Source organism: Ignavibacteria bacterium (genome assembly GCA_016707005.1).
Lineage (GTDB): Bacteria > Bacteroidota > Ignavibacteria > Kapaibacteriales > Kapaibacteriaceae > UBA10438.
In genome coordinates this window covers 445,547-470,099 of the sequence record JADJIQ010000002.1, presented here as the reverse complement: position 1 = coordinate 470,099, position 24,553 = coordinate 445,547, and the positions used below count along the sequence as shown (strand labels likewise).

Genomic DNA, 24,553 nt, shown 5'->3' with positions numbered 1-24,553 from the left:
CCGAATCTGCAATGCCGTTTATTCTACAACTACGCCGGGGTCGATGGAACTTGGCCACGGTTCGTAGTCCTTAGCCTCTAACCCAAGAAAATCGAGCACAGTTCCGGCAAAGAGCTGATCCTTGATCATCGGGGAAATATCCGGCATGTCGTGGATGAACTTGCCGTGTTCAAGATCTCCAAGCGGAAACGGATAGTCTGTTCCATAGGCGATCTTATCGGGTCCGATCAGGGCGAGCAGGAACCGAAGAGCATCGGCGTTGTGGGTGATGGAGTCCACCCAGAAACGACCCACATAGTCCTTGGGGTCTTGTACGTTGTTCACGTTGCAGAGATCCGGACGTGCATGATACCCATGCGAGATGCGCCCGAGTGTGAAGGGGAAGGAGCCCCCTGCATGAGAGAACATCACGCGTAGATCGGGGAATGCATCGAAAACCCCGCCAAAGATCATGGAGGTAACGGACAGAGTGGTTTCGGCAGGCATACCTACAAGCCATTGCTGGAAGTACCTGTCCGTGCGGTCGGCTCCCATCATTTCCCACGGGTGAACAAAGATCCCGGCCCCCAGCTCCTGAGCTTCTTTCCAGAAGGGGAAGAGCGACTTATCATCCAGGTTCATGCCGTTGATGTTGGTGCCGATCTCAAAACCACGAAAGCCTAATTCGTTCACACACCGACGCATTTCGAGGATGGCCAGGTCGATGTCCTGCATCGGCAAGGTGCCAAGTCCGATGAACCGGCGTGGATGCTCGCGAACAACGCCTGCCAGGTGGTCATTGAGGAATCGCGTCCAATCCAACGCATCGTTTGGTTTTGCCCAATACGAGAACAGTACCGGCACGGTGCAGAGTACCATTGCATCCACGTTGTTTGCGTCCATGTCCGCCAGGATCGCTTTGGGATCCCAACAATTCTGGTCTACGTCGCGGAAGAAGGTTCCATCATCTCTCATCATACGGGCCTTACCCGGGGCGTAGTGATCGAGGACAATAAACCCGCCATATCCATATCGGTCCTTTAGGGACGGCCAGCGTTCGGGGAGGATATGGGCGTGACAGTCAACTTTAAGCATACTTAGGCCTTGACAGGGGGCTGAATAACGGTGCCACACTTCTTACATGTGCGGTGGTCGAGATCACCCCAGAAGCGTTCAAAGATGGGCGGAAGTTGGGAGACGATGTCCGTAAGCGGCAGGAACTCTTCATAGAGTTTGGTCCCGCATGATTCACAGAACCACATAAAGGCATCGAGCTCCTTGGTTTCGCGTTTGCGCTCGATCACCAATCCTACGGTGTTGGCCGGACGTTGCGGTGAATGTGGTGTGCGTGGCGGGAGCAGAAAGATGTCGCCCTGCTTGATATGAATATCGCGCGGCACGCCATCATCAATGATCTTCACTGTCACATCGCCTTCTATCTGGTAGAAGAACTCCTCACCTTCATTGTAATGGTAGTCTTTACGAGCGTTTGGCCCGCCTACGATCATCACAATGAACTCTGTGTCTTCGTACACCTTCGCATTGCCCACAGGGGGCTTGAGCAGGTGTCGGTGTTCCTCGATCCATGTCTGAAGGCTAAAAGCTGAGCGGATTGCCATGCTGGGGTCCTCGTCCACGTGGTAGTTTCGCAGTACACGAAAGTACGAACCACTCCGCCCCCTCCCGAATCTCGACACTTGAAAGGACTGAAATGGAAATCTCACTCAACGGTAAACGCGCCCTGGTCTGCGGAGCGTCGCAAGGTATCGGTCGGGCAGCCGCTCAAGAACTGGCTCGAAATGGTGCATCGGTTACACTCCTGGCTCGGAATCCGGAGACGCTGCAGGACGCGTTGGCCTCGCTCAGCGTCCACGGCGGTCAGTCACATCATGCCATCGCCGTGGATATGACGGACGAAGTAGCGTTGTTAACGCATGTGCATAACCATGTGGATGAACATGGAGCAATCCACATCCTTGTGAATAACACGGCCGGACCTGCAGGTGGTCCACTTGTGGAAAGTGATGTGGAAAGCCTGCGACAAGCCTTTGGAAATCATGTACTTGTAGCACATCAACTCACCAAGGTTCTTGTTCCCGGAATGACGGCATCCGGCTATGGTCGCGTCATTAACATCATATCCACATCTGTGAAGATGCCCATCGAAGGCCTTGGGGTGAGCAACACCATTCGAGGTGCAATGGCGAGTTGGTCGAAGACCATGGCCAACGAGTTAGCGTCGAAGGGTATCACGGTGAACAACGTCCTCCCGGGTGCAACGGAGACCGACCGTCTCACGAGCATCATCACACGTAATGCCACCAACCACGGTCGTTCCGAGGACGCCGTCCGAGCGTCCATGATCGCCGAGATCCCGGTTGGTCGGTTCGCACAGCCAGAGGAGATAGCTAATGCCGTAGGCTTCCTGGCCTCTCCTGCGGCCTCGTACATTACGGGCACGAGCATCCTTGTTGATGGGGGACGGACCAAGGCCCTGAGCTGACCCAACGACGTTCTCCACTGGGTGTGGATAACCTGTCAACAACACCCTCTTTTTTCCTATAGGCAGCTATTGCTTATTCTACGTGCGCGCAGTACATTTGCGGAGGTCGTAACCCCTTGTAGAGCGCAGGGATATCGCAGGGTAAGACGGGACAAAAGAAACCCCGAAATCGATCAGTAGCAGGGCAGTTAACCACACATGTGCATAACCCGAGTGGGTTATCCACATCCGGAGTGAGAACGTGGCGAAGAAGGGACGTGATGAATCGAAGCAAAACGGTGGCCGCAGGTCATCGGGGCTCGTCATCACCCTACTGGGCGTTGTCTTCCTCGGTTTCATGGCTACGCAGTGGCACGACAGGCAGCTTGTTTCGAACATCAACGTGGTTGGTGCTACGGGGCTAAGCAGGATTGCAGTGCAGCGAGCCGTCGATACTCTCAAGTCAAAACATCTGAAGTCACTGACATTGGCCGACGTACGAACATGTGTTGAGAGCATACCCTATGTGCGAAGCGCATCGGTGTATTTCACGGGTGTTCGTGAGATGACGGTGGAAGTGGACGAGCGTCTGCCGGTTGCACATGTGGTGCGCCCCGACGGATCGTTACGCTACGTGGACGCATTTGGAGTTGTCCTTCCGAACGCCGTTGAGCGCACAGCGCACAACGTGCCGGTGTTGCAATCAACCGATGGTTCGGAGATCTCATCTGCCGATGTGCAGCACATTGTTTCCGTCCTCATTGCCGGCTCACGTACGCTCCATCCGATGTTGTACCAAGAGATCTCTGAAGTGCGCTATGATCGACACCGTCATACGGTGGAGATCGTTACCGACGAGACAACGTGGCGACTCGGAGTGATGGATGCTTCGCGAGCGACGCAGGCATTTGCCGACATGAACGTGTTCTGGCACGAAACTTCACAGCGACTCAACATGGCCTCGGTTTCCGAGGTCGATCTGCGTTGGAGAAATCAGGTCGTTCTGCGATATCACGTTACCCCACCCGTTGTGGAGCGTGCAGCATGAGTACACCAGAGATCCATGTTGGGCTCGACATCGGCACAACGAAGGTCTGTGCCGTTGTAACGGCATTCGATCCTGTACGCAAGGTGGTTGAAGTTCTCGGCGCAGGTATGGCCGAATGTGATGGTCTCAAGCGTGGCGTTGTGACCAACATCAACAAGACCGCAGACGCGATCAAGGTTGCCATCGACAGAGCAGAACAGCAAAGCGGATACAAACTTGCACGCGTTGTGATCGGCGTGAGCGGCGAGCACATCTCCACGTTCGAAACGCGGGGGATCGTCACCACTCGTACGTCTGAGATCTCCGAAGACGATGTGCGAAGACTGCACGATGAACTCGCACAGGTGAACGTAACGCCGGATAGACGGATCCTGCACGTGATCGCACAAGACTACATCATCGACGGTCAAGACGGCATCTCTGATCCACTCGGTATGAGCGGTCGCAGGCTCGAGGCGAATGCCTTGGTCATCACCGCATCAGCAGCGGCCGTTGAGAATGTGTACAAGTGTGCCAATCGTGCCGGACTGCATGTGGACGCCGTTGTCCTGCAATCCATGGCCAGTGCACTTGCCGTGCTCGATGATGCAGAACGTGAAGTAGGTGTTGCCGTTGTGGATATCGGTGGCGGCACTACGGACCTTGCCATCTACAAGGACAACGTCCTTCGATCGGTGAGTGTGATCGGTCTTGCTGGTCAGCGAGTGACGGACGACATCGTTACCGTACTCGGCATTCGCAACAACGATGCAGAACAGATCAAGGTCGATCATGGTCACGCCATTTCCGACAGCATTCTTCGCGACGAACATTTCCAAGTACCGGGTGTTGGTGGACGTCGTCCATCAGAACTCTCAAAGACCATCCTGTGTCAGGTTATCGAACCACGCATGGAAGAGATCTTTGAGTTCGTTCTTCAGCGCATCCACGATTCCGGTCTAGCTCATCAACTTGCTGCAGGCATTGTTATCACCGGCGGATGTTCCGACCTCCGTGGTGCAGACATGCTTGCGCAACGCACATTCAGACTTCCCGTGAACAAAGGACTTCCTCGTGGCTTCAGCCATGAAGGTCTTGCACGTGAGGTTACCACGCCTGTCCATGCAACGGCTGTTGGCCTTGCCTTGTACAGCATCGAACATGAAGACGAATTCGAGGAGCAGCACAGTGGCTCTGTTATCAACAGTGCACCTGTAGCAGCTCCAACACCTCAACACCAACCTGCCGCGTCCGTTGAGCCCCCTTCACAAAAGAAGGGGCTTCTTCAGAACGTGAAAGATTGGTTCGAAAACTTGTAAACACTTTTTCCTGCAACGCGACCACATTCCGGGGGGAATCATGGCCATCGAGTTGGATACATCATCATTTACGTCAGACGCGAGAATTCGCGTTGTTGGCGTTGGCGGCGGCGGCGGAAACGCAGTGCGAACTATGATCGCACGCGGGCTCGACGGCGTTGAATTTGTCGCGGCGAATACAGATCGCCAGGCACTCATGAATAACCCTGCGGGGATCAAGCTTCAGCTCGGAAAGGACGCTACGCGCGGACTCGGAGCCGGTGCAGATCCGAGCAAGGGCAGAGCTTCTGTGGAGGAGAGCATCGACGATGTGTACGATGCCCTTCAGGGAAGTGACATGATCTTTGTCACTGCAGGCATGGGCGGCGGAACGGGAACCGGAGCAGCACCGGTGATCGCACGCGTCGGCCGTGAACTCGGTGCCTTGGTCGTGGGCATTGTTACAAAGCCCTTCGCCTATGAATCAAAGCGTCGGATGTCCATTGCCGAGAATGGCATCAAGGACCTCCGCGAGCACGTTGATGCACTCATCGTGATCCCGAACCAGCGCATCCTTACGGTTGTTGATAAGGACGTCACGTTCGCCAATGCCCTTGCAATGGTGGATACGGTTCTTTACAACGCCACCAAGGGTATTGCCGACATCATCTCCGGTGTTGGATATGTGAACGTTGACTTTGCCGACGTGCGCACGGTGATGAGTGGTATGGGTGATGCCCTGATGGGTATCGGTATGGCAACAGGCGAACATCGTGCCATTGAAGCAGCTCAGAATGCCTTGAACTCACCGATCCTCGAAGGCATGTCGATCTACGGTGCACAAGGACTCCTTGTGAACATCACCGGCAGTTCGAACATGACCATGTTTGAAGTGAGTGAAGCCGTCTCGGCCATCGAGAAGGCAGCCGGCGATGAGGTCAACCTCATCCATGGTGTTGTAGTTGATGAGAGCATGGAAGACGAGATCTCCATCACCGTTGTCGCAACCGGCTTCCGTCGTCAAGACGAGAAGAAGTCCGTCCCTACAACTAGCTCAGCATCAACCAATTCCTACGCTCCCGTCATCGAGATCGTCCGTCCGGCACCGGAACCCGAAGCCGCACCAGACGCATATCGTCCAGCAGCAACCACCCAACCGTCGCCCATCGCTCCGTCAACAACACAAGACGTTGACATGAACGATGTAAACGTCCCGGCCTACATCCGCAAGCAACGTGAGATGGAACAACGCAACATGGCAGGTATGCCACGCGAAGAACCACCATCAACCGGCAGCGTGCCGATCGTCCCACCAAGCTCTAACGAAGCTGTAGGGGGCTATCCGTCACCGATCCGCAAGGCAGCAGGCGGCGGCGGCAACCAGCCAGCGTTTTTGCGGAAGATCATGGATTAGGAATCATGAAATGACGTTATGACAGTTATGACGTTATGACAATTATGACGTTATGACAACTATGACAATTATGACGTTGTGACGGTTATGACGTTATGACAAATGACTGATGACTGATGACAGATGTAAAAGGGTGAAGAGGGTAAGACCTTTTCGCCCTTTTGTTTTTTCGTTGAGGTCCCTCGTCGCTCCGGGCGAGGCAGGGCCTCGCCCCTACGCTTCTCGGGATGACGCTGGCTATGCATAAGGTGTAGGTAAGAAATGTGAGCACCATCAGGGATGGTGCTCACATTTCTATCTCTGATACAACAGCTGGAGCAGCGTCATTCCGAGCGAAGCGAGGGACCTCTACGAAATGACGGGGTGACTACGCTACTTCGCCTCTTCGCCCTTTCACCTCGCCCTTCACGCCCATCAGCACCACAAGCCCTGCAACCATAAAGATGATGAGGGAGAGTACGGCCCAACGGTAGCTGTTGGTGAGGGTGAGTGCAAGACCGAATGCTAGGGGGCCGATCCACGACGTGCCTTTGTCGCTGATCTCGTAGAGGGAAAAATACTCTGCTTCTTTTCCTGCGGGGATCATGCGGGAGAACATGGACCTGCTGAGTGCTTGGGTGCCGCCCATGACGATGGCGATCACGGCTGCGAGAATGAAGAAGTGTGTGGCGGTGCTGACCCAGAAGAAGGCGGCGATGAGGACAGCACACCAACCATAAAGGCCGACGATGATGGCGCGTTTGGTGTTGATGCGTTCAGCAAGCCATGCAAAGATCAAGGAGCCCCCTATCGCAACGAACTGGACGAGGAGGATGGCCTGCGTGAGTACGTCGAGTCCAAGGTCGAGCTCTTCTGCACCATACACACTTGCCATTGCGATAACGGTTTGGATGGCATCGTTGTAAAGGAGATAGGCAATGAAGAAACGCAACGTCTGCGGGTATCGAGCTAGATCACGTAGTGTCCTAGAAAGCTGTTTGAAGCTCTGCTTGAGTGCGTGTTTCTCGTGTGCGTGTGCCGGCACTTTATCGCGCAACAACATGATGGAGACAAAGGTGAACAAGGCCCACCATATACCCGTTGTCACAAAGACGCCTTGAATGACGGGTTCTATGGGACCGCCGGATTCTTTTGCTGCGGAGAACCACAACAGGTGTGCAAGAAGAAGGAGTCCACCGCCGAGGTAGCCAAAGGCCCATCCGCGCGAGGAAACGCTGTCACGCTCTTCCGGAGTGGCCAGGTCATTTTAAGAAGGAATTGGCAACAACAACACTGGCACCAAAACTGAGGTTGGCGATGATGAAGAAGAGTCCGCCAGTGATGTAGTTGCCGGATCCTGACGATAACACTGCAAGTCCGATCGTTGCCGCTGCTCCAAGGAACGCCCACACCGCCAAGGAAAGGCGTTTGCGATGTGATCGGTCAACGATCGCACCGATCGGCGGGAGAATGAATACCTGCAGGATCACCGATACTGCAATGCAGTAGGAGAACCAACTGCCCGGATGCATCGGGATGCCGAAGGGTGTTACTTGTCCGGCATCATTTGCCGCCGACTCAGCAACGTTGGTGAGAAAGGGGCCGAGAAAGACCGTTACGACCGATGTGCTGAAGGCGCTGTTCGCCCAATCATAGACGTACCAGCCGAAACGTTGCGCTTTGAGTGTAGGCATGGGCGAATATACTCGCCGAACGCTGTTCCTCGCGTGACAGCTATTTTGCAGGCCTCACACATCACGGAATACGATCATGAAGGTCCTTGGTCCAAAGAAGAACTTCCTTGCCATTGAAGAACGATACTCCTCGCTCGAAACATCTGCCATTGCCATTGTCTCAGCGCCCTATGAACACACCGTGAGCTACGGCGGCGGAGCAGAGAAAGGTCCAAAGGCCATTCTCGATGCAAGTGCCTACGTGGAGTTCTATGATGATGAAACGGATCGCGAGTTATGTTTTGAAAAGGGCATCGCAACCCTGAAGCCCCTTTCCTTTGGGAAGTTCGTTGACAGAGCAGCATTGGACCTCATTGAGGATCAGGTAGAAGACCTTATCGTGATGGGCAAGTTTGTGGTGACGCTTGGTGGTGAACACACGATCTCTACAGCACCGATCTCTGCTCACTACCGTGCCTATCCCGGGATGAGCATTCTGCACTTCGATGCTCACTCAGACCTTCGTCACGAATACCAAGGCACACCATATTCCCACGCCTCCTTCATGGCCCGTGTTGCTGAGTTCTTCCCAACTGATCGTATCACACAGGTTGGTATACGCGCTCAGTGTATCGAAGAAGCTCGCTTCATCAAGGACAACGGTATCAAGACCTTCTATGCTTCAGCCATTCGTAGGGGGCTCCATGGTTCCAACTGGCAGAAGAACGTTGTTGATACGCTCGGGAAGGATGTCTATATCACGTTCGATGTGGATCACTTCTGTCCGTCGATCATGCCATCAACGGGCACACCGGAGCCGGACGGATTCCTGTATAGTGAAACGATCGATGTGATCCGCGCCATCGTTGCCTCCGGACGTCGCATCGTTGGCTTCGATGTGGTAGAACTGGCTCCCGTGGACGGCGTCACCCACCCCGACATCACAACCGCCCGCCTCATCTACAAGATCCTCAACCTCGCCTTCGACGTGAAGGCACAGAAAGCTGCTCCTAAGACGAAGAAGAAGGAAACCAAGAAATGAACTCTCTCCAATCCGATATCGAGCGCCTCGCAGCGCTGCCGGCGCAAGAACTTCAGTATGATCAAGGTGCAACGCAGGTCTGCGCCGACTTCATCGATGCGCTAAACAAGGGTACGATCCGCGCAGCAGAACGGTCAGATGACGGCTCGTGGCAGGTGAACATGTGGGTGAAACAAGGCATCCTTGTTCTCTTCCGGAAGGGTCGCATGGAAGACGCATCAACAGATGAGAACTTCCGATTCTTCGACAAGGATACACTTCCTACAAAGCCCCTTACCATTGATGATCATGTACGCATCGTTCCCGGTGGTACAACCATTCGCACCGGATCATTCGTTGCCCATGGCGTGATCTGCATGCCGCCAAGCTATATCAACATCGGTGCCTACGTTGGTGAAGGAACGATGGTGGACTCACATGCATTGGTTGGTACATGCGCTCAGATCGGCGCGCGTGTACATATCAGCGCAGCGGCACAGATCGGCGGAGTACTAGAACCAGCCGGTGCAAGGCCCGTTATCATTGAAGACGATGTGATGGTAGGGGGCAATTGTGGTGTGTATGAAGGTGTCCTTATTCGTAATCGTGCAGTGCTTGGAAGTGGTGTGATCCTGAATGCATCTACACCCGTCTATGATCTTGTGAAGGAGACGGTTCTGAGATCGACAAGTGATTCACCGCTGGAGATCCCCGAAGGTGCTGTTGTCGTTGCCGGAAGCAGGGCAGTGAACTCCGATTTCGGACGAGAGAACGGACTGAGCATGAGCACGCCGTTGATCGTGAAGTACAGAGACGAGAAGACGGATGCGCGGACGGCGTTGGAAATGGCACTGCGTTAACATGCTAATGTGCTAATGTGCTAATGTGCTAATGTGCTAATTATATTTTCAGAAAGAATTGAAATGAATGAAGGAAATGTGTAGGTTTGTGACATGAATGTACGCGACGCACGAACGGAGTTTATAGAGACCTGGGGGGCATTGGCCACTCAGTGGGGGATCAGTAGATCGATGGCGCAGATCCATGCGGTGTTGTTGGTGAGTCCGGAGGCGATGACAACGGACGAGATCATGGAAGCGCTTGAGATGTCGCGTGGTGGTGTGAGTACAAACGTGCGTGAGCTTATCGACTGGGGGATCGTACAACGCATCACTAAGAAGGGTGAGCGTAGGGAGTTGTTCGAGGCAGAGAAGGATATCTGGGTTGTTGCACGCAAGATCATGCAGGAGAGGAAACGTCGGGAGCTCGACCCGGTAGCCGCTCGACTTCGTGGGCTTGCCTCAGCATCGATCACAGGACCGGCCAAGGACGTAGAAGCATTCCGTTCAGCCGTGAAGGACCTCTCAACATTAACAAAGACTGCTTCAGATGCCCTAGATACAATGAGCAAGGCCGAAACCGCTTGGCTTGTGAACTTGGCTATGAAGGTGATCCGATGAGTGTTTTTTTGTTTTGTCGTTTCAATGTTTTCTAAAACAACTGTAAGGAACGTGTCATGATCTCCTCCGAAGTCCTCTACACGCTGTACCTCGTGTTCAGCATTGCTGCAACAGTGTATGTTGCACGGACGCTCTTTCGGCACGGTGCCGTGTTTCTTGTTGACATCTTTCGGGGCAATAAGGAACTCTCAGAGAGCGTGAACAGATTACTTCTCACAGGATTCTACCTCGTAAACATCGGCTATGTCTTGGTTACTGTATATGAATATTCCGCGCCGGACTCTCTCGGCACATTCATGGTCATCCTAGGTCGTAAGATCGGTTGGATCGTCCTTGTCCTGGGCTTCTGGCACTTCTTCAACATGTTTGTGCTCTTTGGCATCAGACGCAGAGCATTGCAACCAAAACGTCCACATTTCCCAATGCCGATGCCGCCTCAAACGCTTTAGATTGTTAGAGTGCTAGATTGTTAGAGATTTGGAAGAGAGTTGAACAATGTAGTATGTTTGGGATTCAATGAACGCCCAACGCCATATCAACACGAACATGTCCACCATGATGCACAGCTGCATGATGATGTGTATGCACATGTCCAGTGAGGAGTGGCGCGGGTAAGAACCGCAACGTAGAACAACGAACAAACGCCATTCCTTTCACCGGGGATGGCGTTTTTTATTTCTGATACACAGAATGCGAAGCGCCTCCCAGATCACCACCGGAGGCCATTATGCACACCTATCGAGATCCACTTCCTTTTGTATTGGAAGGGGGCTCATCGATCTCACCACTGGAGATCGCCTATCATACCTATGGGACGTTGTCAGCAGATGCCGACAATGTGATCTGGATCTGTCACGCACTCACGGGTAACAGCGATGCTGCATCGTGGTGGAGCGGACTCGTAGGACCAGATCGCATCATTGATACGAACAGGTACTTCGTTGTCTGTGCGAACATGATCGGTTCGTGCTATGGATCAACAGGCCCAACATCACCGAGCGAAACAGGGAGCCCCTTGTTTGGATCGTTCCCGCTGGTAACGGCGCGGGATCAGGTGCGGGCGTTCATTCGGCTGCGACAAGAGCTTGGTGTTGAGCGCATTCATACGCTCATCGGTGGGTCGATGGGTGGACAACATGTGCTCGAATGGGCACTACTCGAACCAAAGGTTGTAGAGCGTATTGTGCCCGTTGCAACCAATTCGAAACATTCGCCGTGGGCCGTTGCTTTCAATACGGCGCAGAGACTTGCCTTGGAGGCTGACCCAACGTTCTATGAAGATAGACCTGAGGGTGGTGCAGCGGGACTTATCGCCGCACGCGCAATGGGTATGATTTCGTACAGAACACCCGTGCTCTTCAACGTGCGACAACGTGAAGACGACGAGCGGATAGAGGACTTTCATGCCGACTCCTATCAACGCCATCAGGGGTTGAAGCTGGCACATCGGTTCAGTGCACATGCATACCATGCTCTTACCCGCGCTATGGACAGTCACGACATTGGGCGTGGAAGAGGCGGCATCGGTGTAGCCCTGCGATCTATAACGGCCAAAACTCTTGTTGTCGGGATCGACTCCGATCTGCTCTTTCCTGAAGCAGAGCAACACTTTATCGGTGACATGATACCGCGTTCACGATATCGCAGACTCACATCTGCGGCTGGACACGACGCATTCTTGATAGACCAACGAAAACTCTCCATCATCCTTCACCAAGAAAACATCTTCTCATGAGCACAACACTTCCAACACAACGGATCGGACTCTTTGGTTTTGGCGTAGTAGGGCAAGGCCTCTACGACGTGTTACATCGCACACCCGGACTCCAAGCCGAGGTATCACGGATCTGCGTCAAAGACAGGTTTAAGGACCGCCCCCTACCTGCTTCATCCTTTACCTTTCACAAGGAAGACATTCTCACCGACCCATACATCAATGTTGTTGTGGAACTCATCGATGATGCTGAGGCAGCATTTGACATCGTGAGTACGGCATTGCGAAATGGGAAGTCAGTTGTTACAGCCAACAAACGTCTTGTTGCTACACGACTTCAAGAGCTCCTCGATATTCAACGCGAGACCGGGTCATCGTTGCTCTATGAGGCATCTACGTGTGGGAGTATACCCATCATTCGGAATCTTGAGGAGTACTACGACAACGACATGTTGAGTCGCGTAGAGGGCATCGTCAATGGTACCACCAACTACATCCTCACAGCACTCCACGAACCATCGTCAGGGGGCTATGCATCGGCGCTTTCACAGGCGCAGAAGCTTGGATTTGCCGAGAGTGATCCAACGCTGGACGTCGAGGCCTTTGATGCAGCATTCAAGACAACCATCATTGCTGCCCATGCATTTGGGGTGGTTGTAGATCCAACGCAGATCGTGCGCAGAGGGATCACGTCCGTTACGCCGTTCGACATCTCGATCGCACAACAACAACAACGTACCATCAAACTCTTGTCGCGTGTTCAGCTGCACGGAAGCGGATTGTCTCTTCTTGCCTTGCCGGCCTTGGCACAGAACACAAGCCCCTTGGCAGGTGTCCGCAATGAGGTCAATGCCGTGCGTCTGACCGCTGCATTCTCCGATGCCCAGTTACTAGTAGGGAAGGGGGCAGGGGGTGGCCCAACTGCATCGGCTGTGTTGTCCGATATCGCCGCGTTGCGGTACGGGTATCGATATGAATACAAGAAGCTTGCCCAGGCGTCACGTCCGGTTGTGAACCACGATGTGGAAGTTGCCATCTACGTTCGTGGGACGAACGAGCAGATCACGAGCATACCATTCTCGGTTGTGGAGGTTGACCATCGGAGTTCAACCGGACGGTACGTGATCGGTCACGTCCAGCTCGACGCACTCCACACCAGTGCCGCATTCCTTGATTCCGAGACCTTCATTGCTTTGATCCCGGAGGATTGAGGTGGTCGTGATAGGGTGTAATACAAATCAGACAACCACGTCTTAAATTGCATGCAGATGTCAGAACTCACAGACCGGATCGCAGAGCTGAAGAGGCGGCAGAACGCCGTGATTTACGCTCATTATTACCAGGACGAGCGGATCCAATCAGTAGCTGATTGGATCGGGGACAGTCTGCAGCTCGCAGCCAAGGCACAGGGGTCACATGCTGATGTGATCCTTATCGCAGGTGTGCGGTTCATGGCGGAGACTGCAAAACTCTTGAATCCCGACAAGATCGTACTGGCGCCAACTCTTGAAGCCAGCTGTTCGCTGGTTGAGCAAAGTCCGCCCGATGCCTATCGCAGGTTCATCGACGAACATCCGGATCACGAAGTTGTGAGTTATGTCAATAGCAGCCTTGAACTCAAGGCAATGAGTCACGTTGTCTGTACATCAAGCAATGCCGAATCCATCATCAGTCGCATTCCCGAAGGCCGACCGATCCTATTTGGTCCCGATAGGAACCTAGGGCGCTGGCTTGCGGAACGCTCCGGTCGAGAAATACTCACATGGAATGGACATTGTGAAGTGCATGATGTGTTCGACGCGGTGCAGATATCACGCGCAAAGGATAAGGATCCCGAGGCTGTGGTTCTTGCTCATCCGGAATGCACAGAAGCCGTTCTCAAGATCTCTGATGTGATCGGTTCTACATCCTATCTGTTGCGTTACGTTGCGGAACATCCGCAGGGAAGATTCATCGTTGCCACCGAAGCAGGCATCCTGATCGAGATGCAAAAAGTAGCTCCTGAAGCAACGCTCATCCCCGCACCTCCAAAACACGTCACAGAATGTGCATGCAGCGAGTGTCCGCACATGAAGAAGAACACACTTGAGCTCGTCCACAATGCACTCGTGACTCTACAGCCGCGGATCGAGATCGAACCGGAGTTACTGGAACGTGCACGAGCTCCGATCCTTCGCATGTTCGCTGAACAGACGTGATCAACTCGTCGTATGACATCGCCATCGTAGGATCAGGAATAGCCGGATCCATCGCAGCGCTGCGCCTGTCCGAATTGCGACCCGATCTCTCCATTGTAATGATCTCGAAAGGGGCGATAACGGAATGCTCAAGTCAGCTGGCCCAAGGAGGAATTGCACTTCCATGTGCTGACGTTGAAGATGACCTTGATCGGCATGTCCACGACACGCTCGTTGCTGGAAACATGAGGAGTGACCCGAAAGCCGTTCGCGAGATCCTTCTGGCTGCGCCAAGACTTGTAGCCTACCTGGAAGGACATGGAGTGGCCTTTGACAGAACAAGCGACGATCACTATCACTATGCACTTGAGGGCGGACATCATCGACCACGGGTGATCCATACGTCGGATGCCACCGGTGCCACAATCATGTCTACGTTGCATACCGCCATTGCAGCTTCTCACTCCATCTCCGTGCGCGAGGGAATGCGACTCACCGCGATACGTCGCATTGACGCAGATCAGTGGCAGCTTGAGATCGATCACTCTGCATCGAACAGAGCGCTCCTTGTACATGCACACCACGTGATCCTCGCTATGGGCGGTTCCGGAAATGCCTTTGGGTACTCATCCAATCTTCCCACAGCCATTGGCGATGCAGTTGAACTCGCGCGTTCGCTCCGTCTGCCCGTTGTGGATCTTCAATGGATGCAGTTTCACCCAACCGTGTTAGTCTCATCCGGCACACATACGTCAAGACCACTCATCACCGAGGCACTGCGAGGAGCCGGTGCCTATCTCGTGAACAATATCGGCGAGCGGTTCATGGAACGGTATGACAAACGTGGTGAGTTGGCACCACGTGATGTTGTTTCTTCTGCCATGCTCCAAGAGATGGAGATAACGGCAACTGATAGAGTCTATCTGGATTGTCGACACCTTCCAACCGGCGTACTTCACCAACAGTTTCCGGGCTTCATGGACCTCTGTTCACGTGAATACTTCGATCCATCAAGGGATCTGATACCTGTTCGACCTGGAGCCCACTATCAGTGTGGCGGGATCGAAGCGGGACTTGACGGGACAACGTCTCTGCCGGGCTTATTTGCGATAGGAGAATGTGCCCGAACCGGCATGCATGGTTCGAATCGACTCGCTTCGAATTCCTTGCTCGAAGCGGGCGTGATGGCCTTGAATGCAGCAGAGCGGATATCCGGCGCAGCGTCCGCATCATGCGCAGCCACAACTGAAGCCCCATCTATTGAACGCCTGTCACCAAGTTCTGTGAAGGGGGCTGATCTGTCCATCAATGTTTTGCTTCACGAGCTGAAGACATTGTTGCAGCATGCGGCGCTTGATGATACGAAGCTCCGTTATGTGGATGCCGTCTCAGAACTCGCAGCGGAGATTGAGAAGAGATTGACATCCGAGTCATCGGATCGAGACACAAGCCACGACGCACGGACGCTATCTGCGTATGCGCGGGTGTATGCGGAATCCATCGGATCGCAGCAGGGAACTGTTATGACAGTGTAGGGTCGCCCTTATCACGGTTCAAACGGACGGCTTGACGGACCATCGATTCAAACAAGTCGCGCTTCACGTCATTCGTTGATCGAAGCGTGATGTGGCGCATCTTCGTGAGGTCGCCAACAAGAAGTCCGTCCGGATCTTCCAGTTCGGTTCCACGCCAGAAGCCAAAGTTCACGTGGTCGGTAAAGGCCTTGAGGTAACAGACCGGTCCGTTCATCGAGAACACCGGCTGCGACCACAGGATGCTTTCGTCGATCTCGCCGGCCGCGGAACGAATGATGCTTCGAAGGGTGGTCAGGACTTCGCGCTGCCATCCCTTATGGTGGGCAATGTAGGCATCCACGTTAACGGCATTGATCGGGGCAACAACAACCGGTTCTTCCTTTTGGACCGGAGCGTCGTTGTATTCGCCACGGGTGACACGGCGTTGGAGGACGGAGCCGCGAGGTGCGCGTTCCTTCTTCTCCGCTGGTTCACGTCTGCGGTCACCCGGACGTCCACCACCACGCGGTTGTTGCTCGCGCGGTTGTTGTTCGCGGGGTTGCTGTTCACGCTGTGGCTGGCCTTGGGAGGGAGCAGCCGGAGCTTGTCCGTCCGCATCGGATGCTTGTTGTTGATCTTCTCCGCCTGCGTTTTGGCCTTGTGGTTCGCTGCCTGAGCGTTTCTTGCGACGGCGCTTGCGCTTGCGATCGGCGTCTGCACCACCACCGGTGCCGTCTGCTTCGGGGCGACCTTCTGATGTCTCGGCAGGGCGCTCAGATCCTCGGTCGATACGCGTATCCGCGTGGCTAACGGTTGGACGGTCATCGTCTCCGCCTTGGGCCGGACGGCGGTCAGCACCTTCACGTGGTTCCTGGCTTTGTCCATCACCGCGGCGTCCGCCACGACGTCTGCGTCGTCTATTGCGTCCTTCGCTGTCTGATGAGCCCCCTTCAGCTGGGGAAGAAGAATGTGACGGAGCTTGGTGTTGTTCGTCTGACTGGGTCATGTGTTGAGTGCTTCAGGAGCTGTAATGAAGTGCAAATATACAAAGGCAGTTACGGAGTTACGGCATTCAGTAGTTTTGTGGGATGAAGAGACACATCCTGCTTTTCCTAGCCATGGTCATGAGCATTATAGGTGCTTCTGCCCAGGTACATCTCGGCCTTACCGGGTATGTGCAAAACCTATCACTGAACGGCGATTCCCCTGAGGATCAAACGATCACGGCCGGTTTGGGGTATGGAGCCGGAGTATCAGCGGGGTACTTCTTCACTCCGGAGATACAGTTGACGTTGGGAGCAGGTTATGACGTACGGAACAACACTGTCTCGAACGTACTTCCATTGACCGATTCGCTGGACGCAGTTGGGGACTTCTCACTAACGTCCTACGCTGTACCGATCGGTATTCGCATATATGGCGCGGCACAGACTTGGTATTTCAGCAGTGGTATCACTATTCGATTTCATGATGTAGCAAAGGTAGAGGTGATCGAGCCCGACACGTCGATCAATATCTCAAGTGCCTTCGTAAAAATGGAAGGCAGTATCTATCTCGGATTCGGATATATGTTCAGAGTGGGCGATGTCCGGCTGATCCCAGAGCTCCGATATGAACAAGGTTTGTCGAATCTGCTGAATGGTGAGCCCCTTTACTCACTTCCTCCGGCACCTGTGCTACGATCGAGTGGTTTCTCCTTCCGGTTCTTTGCTGAGTATGCATTTGGAGGTGGACAATGAGACATTTCCTTTTGCTCGGGGTGTTCATCCTTACTTCGGCTTTGACGCCCGCTCAGGATGTTGACAGTTCCCTCAATCCTTCCCCCGGGCCGGTGCTTGGTGGTCACCTCTTTCAACCTTTAGTGGGGGTGCCGAATCCCTTCATCCGAACAGTCTCACAGGTGACGGTAGGGGGCGGAACAACACTCAATCTTCAGTTGCCGATCTTCACGATCGCTGACCGAATCGTAGTGGCTCCGCAGGGAAGTTTGGCAGTTGTCTCCATGCAGGCCAGTCACGAGCAACGGATTAAGGACTGGCTGAGCGTGTACGCTACATTCCGCATTGTTGGACGATTGGGAACCAACGTTACGTCGTTGTTGAGTCAAGGCGTCAACACCGCGTCAACATTCGGACTCGGCTGGAAGGTAAAAGTGTTTGAATCCAAGAAGTTTCTCGGAACACTCTCACTTGATCTCACCAATGGTAGTGTGACAGTTGTTGACGTAGATAGTTGGATCAAGGGGATCATCGACAGCAGTGCTATTCGTGCGGAGAACCCGTTGGTGCAAACCAAACCGGCATTGCTTAGTGGACTCACTGCCCGTACTGCCTATGCCTTTAACGAAACGTTCGGACTTACATACTTCCTTGAAGCTGTATATGGGGAAGCGATCGTCCGTGGTGGCGACCCCGGCGTGTACTTCAACACCGGCTTCGGTATCAATACAGACCTGCGACCTGTAACAGACGTTCCGATGGCAATCACTGCAGGACTGGTCTATCGCCAGACTCCGTCAATTGAAGATGCCGAATCATCGAGCAGCGTAACCACCGGCTCGTTGCGCGTTGGATACAGCGGCACACAACACTTCGCATTCGGACTCCAGATCAACGGTCAATACGGCGATGTAGGGGGCGAGAAGCAAGCCTTCTTTATGGGAGGGGCGATCGATATGAGGTTCTATTACTAATTACTAGTTACTAGTTACTATTTACTAGTTACGGAGTTACTCAGTTACTCAGTTACTCAGTTACTCAGTTACTTGTTGATGAAAATAAAAATGGTGCAGAGGCAAGAGCCAATGCACCATTCGTCGTTTTGTTTGTTTGTCGTGCCACACAAAAGTGTAACTGCGTAACTCTGTAACTCCGTAACTAGTACCTAGTAACTAGACTAACCTTCGAACGGATGATCCCGTACAGCAGGGATACGCATGCGGATGAGCTTCTCGATATCGCGAAGCTGGCTGCGATCTTCTGGAGTTGCGAGAGTCAGTGCCACGCCTGAGTTACCGGCGCGGGCTGTGCGGCCAATGCGGTGGACATATGTTTCCGGTGAGTCCGGAATATCATAGTTCACAACTGTTGGGAGCTCGCTGATGTCGATGCCGCGGGCAGCAATATCTGTAGCAACGAGAACGCGCATGCGACCGTTCTTGAAGTCAGCCAAAGCACGTTGACGAGCCATTTGCGACTTATCACCGTGGATCGCTGCAACCTTAACGCCTACCGTAGCAAGATCCTTGGCAACACGATCAGCGCCACGCTTTGTGCGTGTGAAGACGAGGACCGAACCTTCGAGGTGCTCATGGAGAAGGTGTGCGAGCAGTTGACGCTTGCGATCCTTCTCTACGAAGTACAGTCGTTGGTCGACCTTTTCCGTTGTTGTGCTTTCTGGTGTGACCGCAACGTGAACTGGATCGGTGAGGATCGTGTGTGCAAGTGTGCGGATCTCGGATGGAAGCGTAGCCGAGAAGAACAACGTTTGACGTTGTGCTGGAATGAGCTTTACGACCTGCTTGATCGAAGGCATGAAGCCCATGTCTAGCATACGGTCTGCTTCATCAAGAACGAACGTGTGAACGGCGTCGAGACGAAGAGCGCGATGCTCGATCACATCAAGGAGACGGCCCGGTGTAGCGATGACCACATCAACGCCACGGCGGATCTGATCGATCTGCGGACGGATGCTAACACCACCAAGGAGGACCACTGTGCGAATGCGCATTCCGCGACCGTACGTGCCGAAGCTTTCGTTGATCTGGATGGCAAGCTCACGTGTCGGAGCAAGGATGAGTACGCGAGGACCGGACTTTACCGGAGCTTCATTGAAAAGCCGGTTAAGGATCGGGAGCGCAAATGCAGCTGTCTTCCCTGTACCGGTCTGGGCGCATCCGAAGATGTCGCGTCCAGCCAAGACGACGGGAATAGCTTGTTGTTGAATTGGGGTTGGGGTAGTATACCCCGCAGCGTGCACAGCCTTTTCGAGGGGTGCACACAATTTCAGATCAGCAAAGGTCATTGACCTCTCCTACAACTGTGAAGGATGAACGATGCGGTCTAAATCTCTCGCGCAAACAAGGTTGTTTGCTGGGTTGCGACCGTGTTCACCAAACGACAGGGTAGGTACGGAGCAGAGAGAAGAGGAACCGTGGTGCCGAATTCGCACCATTTGAGTCGACAGCATTGAGCTGTTTCCTCGTTGACGTACAAATATACGCATTCGTGTACCGATTCGATACTGAAGGTGTGTGACTAACACACGGTATAGCATCGAATTTCAAGCGAACTTTGTGACTGTGAACGAATGTTCACCATAATAAGCCCCCTTCATGACCCGGAGAAGATGATGGCAACGAACATCGTTGATGTTGAATGGAAACAAGGTCTCACGTTTGATGCACACCAGCAGGATCAAACGTATACGATCGTATCAAGCGTACCGGGAGATGGACAACCCGTGGGTATCAGCCCTAAACAAATGCTCCTAACAGCACTTGCCGGATGCACGGGCATGGACGTGGCTTCATTACTGCCAAAGTTGCGTGTTCCGTTCACTTCCTTGCGTGTACGCGTGACGGGAGAACTCACATCGGATCATCCGAAGGTCTATTCCACAATGCACGTTGTCTACGAGATCGGTGCATCGGAAGAGTTCCGTCCTCAAGTGGAGAAGGCCGTGGATATGTCATCCACAAAGTATTGCGGCGTTAGTGCCATGTTGGCCAAGGCATCAACGATCACGCATGAGATCATTATGCTTGGATAACGGTGTAACATTTTGAGTTCATGATGCTCGGTTACACGTGTTTCGCATCACAACTTTTCCCGACCCATCACCATAAAGGTCTCCATCATGATCAGATCTGCGTTTGTGGCCTTGGTTGCCCTCTTGATCGTCATTGGTCCGGGCGTGCACCATGCCCAGGATCGTGATTCCACATTACTGTTCGGCTTCGGCACGCTCGTTGAAGTAACGAACACGACCATTGTGTTCAATGACATGTTGTCCTCCAACAGCGAGCCACGAACAGTCCTTCGCAACGAGCAAACTCTAGCAATGGGCTGCACGTTTGAAGAGGTTCGCCCGGGCACCAATCTCCACGTTGACCTCTACAACACACCCGCCGGTCTTACGGCACGCTTCGTTCATTTTGAAGGTTGTGCGCCGATGGTGGGTATTGAGGGGGCTATCCAGTCCATTAACGGCGACACGCTTGTCATCGACGTGGTAGCATCCCAGCCCGTTGGTATTTCCAATGTGGTTCTGGCAGGAAGCGAAACGCAGTTCACAGACTGTGCTGGACGCATTGTGACGCGAAGTGCACTTTCCGTTGGCGATCAAGTGAAAATCGGTGGCTATGACAATGGTTCGATCATTGAGGCCACCTATGTGGTCTTGGCTGACAATTGTCCTGAATACAAGACAGAGACTGTTGTGCTTGTTGCAAAACGTGCTGATGGCATAGCGGTCACACTAGAGAATGGCGAAAACGTAGACCTAGAGTTCGGATTCGGACGCCCGTTCGAAGGTGATTCACTTCTCCACTTCATCTTCTCGTGTGATGGCAGACTTCTTTCCTGGTCAGAGATCGAGATCGGCTCAACGCTGCGCATCAACTATCTCGACTATCCGAATGCACCAGATGTCCTACAGGACGCGATGCTCGAGGATGGATGTCCGCAAGGTTTCAGCGGCGTGGTTGCAAGTGTCTCCCCGTCAACGCTCGATATAACTGAGAAAGATGGCACCACGGTATCGTATGTCATCGATGCCGCATCACAGATCTTCTCCTGCTCGAACCGCGAACTGACGTGGGCGGATGTCCTCCCGGGCGCGAGTGTACAAGGTGCCTGGATCGAAGACGGTCCGGTAAAGAAGCTCCTCCACGTTCAACTCGTCGATGGTTGCTCGTATTCCAATGGTGCGACTGGTGTGGTGATCGAGAAGGCAGAAAATACTGTCACGGTTCGAACAGTTGAGGACTCCCTTCTTGTCTTGACAATCGACGACCGAAGCCTCGTGATCGATTGTTTCGGCATGGTGGACCGTCCAGCGCAGATATCTCTTGGCGATACGGTTGCGATCTTCTTCAGCCAAGATCGTGGTGTTCTTTATCTCGATTTCGCACAGATCCTGAATTCTTGTGAACGGTCGAAGATCAGCGGTGTGATCGTCTCCGCCAATGCCACCACGATAGCTGTGAACACAGGCAATGAAGTGACGGTCTTGATGGTTGATGCAGAGTCACAACTCCTCGACTGTTCAGGAATGCCGGTGACAAGTACTCCAGCCATTGAAGGTGCAACCATCACGGCTCATACGCAGGACGGCCCGGACGGTCTAACCATTCGTACAGCATGGGTCGATGTGAACTGTGCCGTAACTGGCATCATAAGTGGTCAGATCGTCTCGTATCAGGATAGTATGCTCGTGATCTCTTCCGATGGAACGGAACAGTCCGTCTTCGTTAGTGATCTTACGATCATCATGGACCCGAATGGCGTCCTTGCAAGCCGAGTGGATCTCCTCGTTGGTCGAACGGTCTGTGCTATTGTGCAACAAATGGATGTAACGTCAATGGCCCTCCAGATCATTCTGGATACGGACTGTTCAGGACGTGGCGTTGCCAAGGGTGTTCAGGTTCAGGGGGCTGTTGAGTCCGTCAACAACGGACAGATCGTTGTTTCTGTACGCGGTCAGAACATGATGTTCGCAACAACGGGAATGACCATTGTACAACACCAACTCAACGGTACGGCGAGCATGGCTGACATTGCGTCCGGTAGTTCGATCGTGGTCTCTTCAGAGCGCAGACTCGCTAACGGCGTCCCTGTAGCCGAGAACATCGTGATCCTTGACGGAACATCTTCAGTGGACAACGACGTGGTTACTGGTCAAGGGATCACCGCTTCTCCAAATCCTGCATCTGATGTTCTTCGTATCGATGGTCATGCAGATCGATCAGTAGACGTGATCACGATCAGAGACATGCAGGGAAGAGTGGTTCTCCTCCAGCGCGGCACCCGTTCGGTCTCCCTGCGAGATGTACCGGTAGGCGCCTATCTCGTTTCCGTTGTGTTCACTGATGCACGTGTAGAAACGGTTCCGTTGACCGTCATTCGATGACATCAAAAAACATCTTGATCATTGGCGGCACGATCTTCCTCGGCAGGCACATTGCCGAGGAAGGTCTGCGCCGTGGTCACTCTATCACCCTGTTTCATCGGGGGATACACGGTGCAGAACTCTTTCCGACGTGCGAACACATCGTTGGCGACAGAGCGTCCAACGTAGAGCAGCTCCGAGGCAGATCGTTTGACGTTGTTATTGATACATGCGGCTACAAACCCGGTGACCTAGAGCTGTTGGCTGAAGTGCTCGCCCCTTGCCAACCTCACTACATCTATATCTCAACGATATCGGTGTTCGCCTCGTATCCTAAGGGCCTTTCGTTTTCAGAGGACGCTCCGCTTGCTCCGGGAAACGACGGATATGGTCCGGAAAAGGCACGAAGCGAGGAACGAGTTCGAGATGTATACGGCGATCGAGCAACGATCATTCGTCCCGGACTCATCGTAGGTCCGTTCGATCTCACGGCGCGTTTCACCTACTGGCCAACACGGATCGAACGTGGCGGCACGGTACTCGTTCCCGGCTCTCCGGATCGTTCGGTACAGTTCATTGATGTACGCGATCTCGCTGCATGGGTCATCCACTGTGCGAGTACGGAGGTTTTAGGAACCTACAATGCAACCGGACCGGACACGAGATTCACGATGAATGATCTCTGTGGATCCTGTATCCGTGTAACAGGGTCAGATGCTGCCCTCACATGGATCGATGATGAGACCCTTCTTGCACAGGATGTAGCACCCTGGAAAGACCTTCCTCTTTGGATCCCGGAGGACGATGAGGAGATGGGTGGGATGATGTTGGCAGATGTTCGATCGGCTCTTGATAAGGGGCTCACCTTCCGCTCATGTGATGAGACTGTGCGCGATACACTCACGTGGCATCATCAAGCCATGCCCTACGCAGTGCACGAGGCATTCAGCACCCTAAGTGCAGAGAGAGAAGCGGAGATCCTTAGATCTGTTTTGTGATCACTCGCAGCATCGTATCGATGTCGTCGAATGAAGCATACCCTTGTGATAGCAAATGCGCCTGATCATCTTCCGCATAGAGAAGAGTCGGGAAGCCCCCTATACCAAGAGAGCCAACGTAGTCGAACTCTTCCTCAACGGCAGACCCTACCGCGTCGCTACGTAGCAGAGCAACAAACATCTCAGGGTCGATGTCCTCTTCGATGGCAAGCCTACGGTAGGTATCGTCCAGGGAAAGATCCAATCCATCTCGGTACAATGCCTGCTGCAGCCGATGTGCAAGCCGTACGGCCTCCTGAGGTTTAAACTGTCGGAAGGCAACCAGGGCTCGTGCCGGAGTTGTTGAGTCGAGCACGAACTCACCCTTGACCAGAACGTCGTTCACAAAGACATCGCCGAATCGTATTCCGGTGAGTTCCTCAACGTTCTTGTAGGCTGTTTCGATGTACGACGCCTTGTCCTTGAGCGTGCCTACGCGATCCCCAACCACCATTCCGCCGGCATAGACATGTACATCCAGAACATATCCCCATTCCTGCTGGAGCCGCGAAACCACGGGCCCAAAGCCGTAGCACCAGCCGCAGAGAGTGTCCTGGAAATAGTGGAGGGCAGGGCGTTCAGTAGCATCCATCGTAGGTAAGGCCTAGGTGTTGTCGGGATCGGTAAGGCCACTGTAACGAACCGCGTATGGTTGTTATTGTTGGTTC

Annotated in this window: 22 protein-coding genes and 1 pseudogene; 17 read left to right on the top strand and 6 right to left on the bottom strand. The window is 53.5% G+C overall.

Annotated elements, in window-relative coordinates; all coding sequences use genetic code 11:
- Positions 1-18: 18 nt before the first annotated feature.
- Entirely contained in the window at positions 19-1,074 is a 1,056-nt protein-coding gene (locus tag IPI29_04860) for an amidohydrolase (protein MBK7411868.1), read from the bottom strand.
- Positions 1,075-1,076: 2 nt separating this feature from the next.
- Positions 1,077-1,598, bottom strand: a complete 522-nt coding sequence (locus IPI29_04855; protein MBK7411867.1) for a 3-hydroxyanthranilate 3,4-dioxygenase — start codon at positions 1,596-1,598, stop codon at positions 1,077-1,079.
- Positions 1,599-1,690: 92 nt separating this feature from the next.
- On the opposite strand from IPI29_04855, the gene IPI29_04850 reads away from it, so the two are divergent.
- From IPI29_04850 to ftsZ, 4 genes are all read left to right on the top strand, one after another.
- Complete coding sequence (locus IPI29_04850; protein ID MBK7411866.1) at positions 1,691-2,482, top strand: SDR family oxidoreductase; 792 nt, start codon at positions 1,691-1,693, stop codon at positions 2,480-2,482.
- 241 nt (positions 2,483-2,723) lie between these two features.
- A complete protein-coding gene (locus IPI29_04845) occupies positions 2,724-3,509 on the top strand; it encodes an FtsQ-type POTRA domain-containing protein (GenBank protein ID MBK7411865.1) in 786 nt (261 codons plus the stop codon).
- On the top strand, positions 3,506-4,807 hold the full coding sequence (gene ftsA, locus IPI29_04840) for a cell division protein FtsA (GenBank protein MBK7411864.1): 1,302 nt from the start codon (positions 3,506-3,508) through the stop codon (positions 4,805-4,807). The genes IPI29_04845 and ftsA overlap by 4 nt, the downstream gene beginning before the upstream one ends.
- Before the next feature lie 40 nt (positions 4,808-4,847).
- On the top strand, positions 4,848-6,200 hold the full coding sequence (gene ftsZ / locus IPI29_04835; protein MBK7411863.1) for a cell division protein FtsZ: 1,353 nt from the start codon (positions 4,848-4,850) through the stop codon (positions 6,198-6,200).
- A 367-nt stretch (positions 6,201-6,567) separates the two neighbouring features.
- On the opposite strand, the pseudogene IPI29_04830 reads toward ftsZ, so the two are convergent.
- Positions 6,568-7,873 (bottom strand): annotated as a pseudogene (locus IPI29_04830) (MFS transporter).
- Between the two features lie 76 nt (positions 7,874-7,949).
- Here IPI29_04830 and speB point away from each other — a divergent pair.
- The 8 genes from speB to IPI29_04790 all read left to right on the top strand — a co-directional run bounded on the left by speB (position 7,950) and on the right by IPI29_04790 (position 15,759).
- Entirely contained in the window at positions 7,950-8,894 is a 945-nt protein-coding gene (gene speB, locus IPI29_04825; GenBank protein MBK7411862.1) for an agmatinase, read from the top strand.
- Complete coding sequence (locus tag IPI29_04820; GenBank protein MBK7411861.1) at positions 8,891-9,733, top strand: 2,3,4,5-tetrahydropyridine-2,6-dicarboxylate N-succinyltransferase; 843 nt, start codon at positions 8,891-8,893, stop codon at positions 9,731-9,733. The genes speB and IPI29_04820 overlap by 4 nt, the downstream gene beginning before the upstream one ends.
- Before the next feature lie 93 nt (positions 9,734-9,826).
- A complete protein-coding gene (locus IPI29_04815; GenBank protein ID MBK7411860.1) occupies positions 9,827-10,333 on the top strand; it encodes a transcriptional regulator in 507 nt (168 codons plus the stop codon).
- A 56-nt stretch (positions 10,334-10,389) separates the two neighbouring features.
- The gene (locus IPI29_04810) at positions 10,390-10,782 is read left to right on the top strand and encodes a hypothetical protein (protein ID MBK7411859.1); all 393 of its coding nucleotides are present in this window, start codon (positions 10,390-10,392) and stop codon (positions 10,780-10,782) included.
- Positions 10,783-11,060: 278 nt separating this feature from the next.
- Positions 11,061-12,068 (top strand): homoserine O-acetyltransferase, encoded by a 1,008-nt coding sequence (gene metX / locus IPI29_04805; GenBank protein MBK7411858.1) that lies wholly within the window; start codon positions 11,061-11,063, stop codon positions 12,066-12,068.
- Positions 12,065-13,258 (top strand): homoserine dehydrogenase, encoded by a 1,194-nt coding sequence (locus IPI29_04800; protein MBK7411857.1) that lies wholly within the window; start codon positions 12,065-12,067, stop codon positions 13,256-13,258. The genes metX and IPI29_04800 overlap by 4 nt, the downstream gene beginning before the upstream one ends.
- Before the next feature lie 51 nt (positions 13,259-13,309).
- Positions 13,310-14,245: a quinolinate synthase NadA gene (gene nadA / locus IPI29_04795; GenBank protein MBK7411856.1), complete on the top strand. Its 936-nt coding sequence runs from the start codon at positions 13,310-13,312 to the stop codon at positions 14,243-14,245.
- A complete protein-coding gene (locus tag IPI29_04790) occupies positions 14,242-15,759 on the top strand; it encodes an FAD-binding protein (GenBank protein ID MBK7411855.1) in 1,518 nt (505 codons plus the stop codon). Before nadA ends, IPI29_04790 begins: the two co-directional genes overlap by 4 nt.
- On the opposite strand, the gene IPI29_04785 is transcribed toward IPI29_04790, so the two are convergent.
- Positions 15,746-16,744, bottom strand: coding sequence for a DUF1801 domain-containing protein (locus IPI29_04785; protein MBK7411854.1), 999 nt, complete (start codon positions 16,742-16,744; stop codon positions 15,746-15,748). The two genes, IPI29_04790 and IPI29_04785, sit on opposite strands and share 14 nt — an antisense overlap.
- Positions 16,745-16,826: 82 nt before the next feature.
- Here IPI29_04785 and IPI29_04780 point away from each other — a divergent pair, with 82 nt between their 5' ends.
- Positions 16,827-17,477: an outer membrane beta-barrel protein gene (locus IPI29_04780; GenBank protein MBK7411853.1), complete on the top strand. Its 651-nt coding sequence runs from the start codon at positions 16,827-16,829 to the stop codon at positions 17,475-17,477.
- Positions 17,474-18,430 (top strand): hypothetical protein, encoded by a 957-nt coding sequence (locus tag IPI29_04775; GenBank protein MBK7411852.1) that lies wholly within the window; start codon positions 17,474-17,476, stop codon positions 18,428-18,430. Before IPI29_04780 ends, IPI29_04775 begins: the two co-directional genes overlap by 4 nt.
- Positions 18,431-18,633: 203 nt before the next feature.
- Here IPI29_04775 and IPI29_04770 read toward each other — a convergent pair whose 3' ends face one another.
- Complete coding sequence (locus IPI29_04770) at positions 18,634-19,761, bottom strand: DEAD/DEAH box helicase (protein ID MBK7411851.1); 1,128 nt, start codon at positions 19,759-19,761, stop codon at positions 18,634-18,636.
- A 285-nt stretch (positions 19,762-20,046) separates the two neighbouring features.
- Here IPI29_04770 and IPI29_04765 point away from each other — a divergent pair, with 285 nt between their 5' ends.
- From IPI29_04765 to IPI29_04755, 3 genes are all read left to right on the top strand, one after another.
- On the top strand, positions 20,047-20,508 hold the full coding sequence (locus tag IPI29_04765; GenBank protein ID MBK7411850.1) for an OsmC family protein: 462 nt from the start codon (positions 20,047-20,049) through the stop codon (positions 20,506-20,508).
- 87 nt (positions 20,509-20,595) lie between these two features.
- On the top strand, positions 20,596-22,869 hold the full coding sequence (locus tag IPI29_04760) for a T9SS type A sorting domain-containing protein (protein MBK7411849.1): 2,274 nt from the start codon (positions 20,596-20,598) through the stop codon (positions 22,867-22,869).
- Positions 22,866-23,846, top strand: coding sequence for an NAD-dependent epimerase/dehydratase family protein (locus IPI29_04755; protein MBK7411848.1), 981 nt, complete (start codon positions 22,866-22,868; stop codon positions 23,844-23,846). Before IPI29_04760 ends, IPI29_04755 begins: the two co-directional genes overlap by 4 nt.
- On the opposite strand, the gene IPI29_04750 is transcribed toward IPI29_04755, so the two are convergent.
- Entirely contained in the window at positions 23,830-24,477 is a 648-nt protein-coding gene (locus IPI29_04750; protein MBK7411847.1) for a DsbA family protein, read from the bottom strand. The two genes, IPI29_04755 and IPI29_04750, sit on opposite strands and share 17 nt — an antisense overlap.
- Between the last annotated feature and the right edge of the window lie 76 nt (positions 24,478-24,553).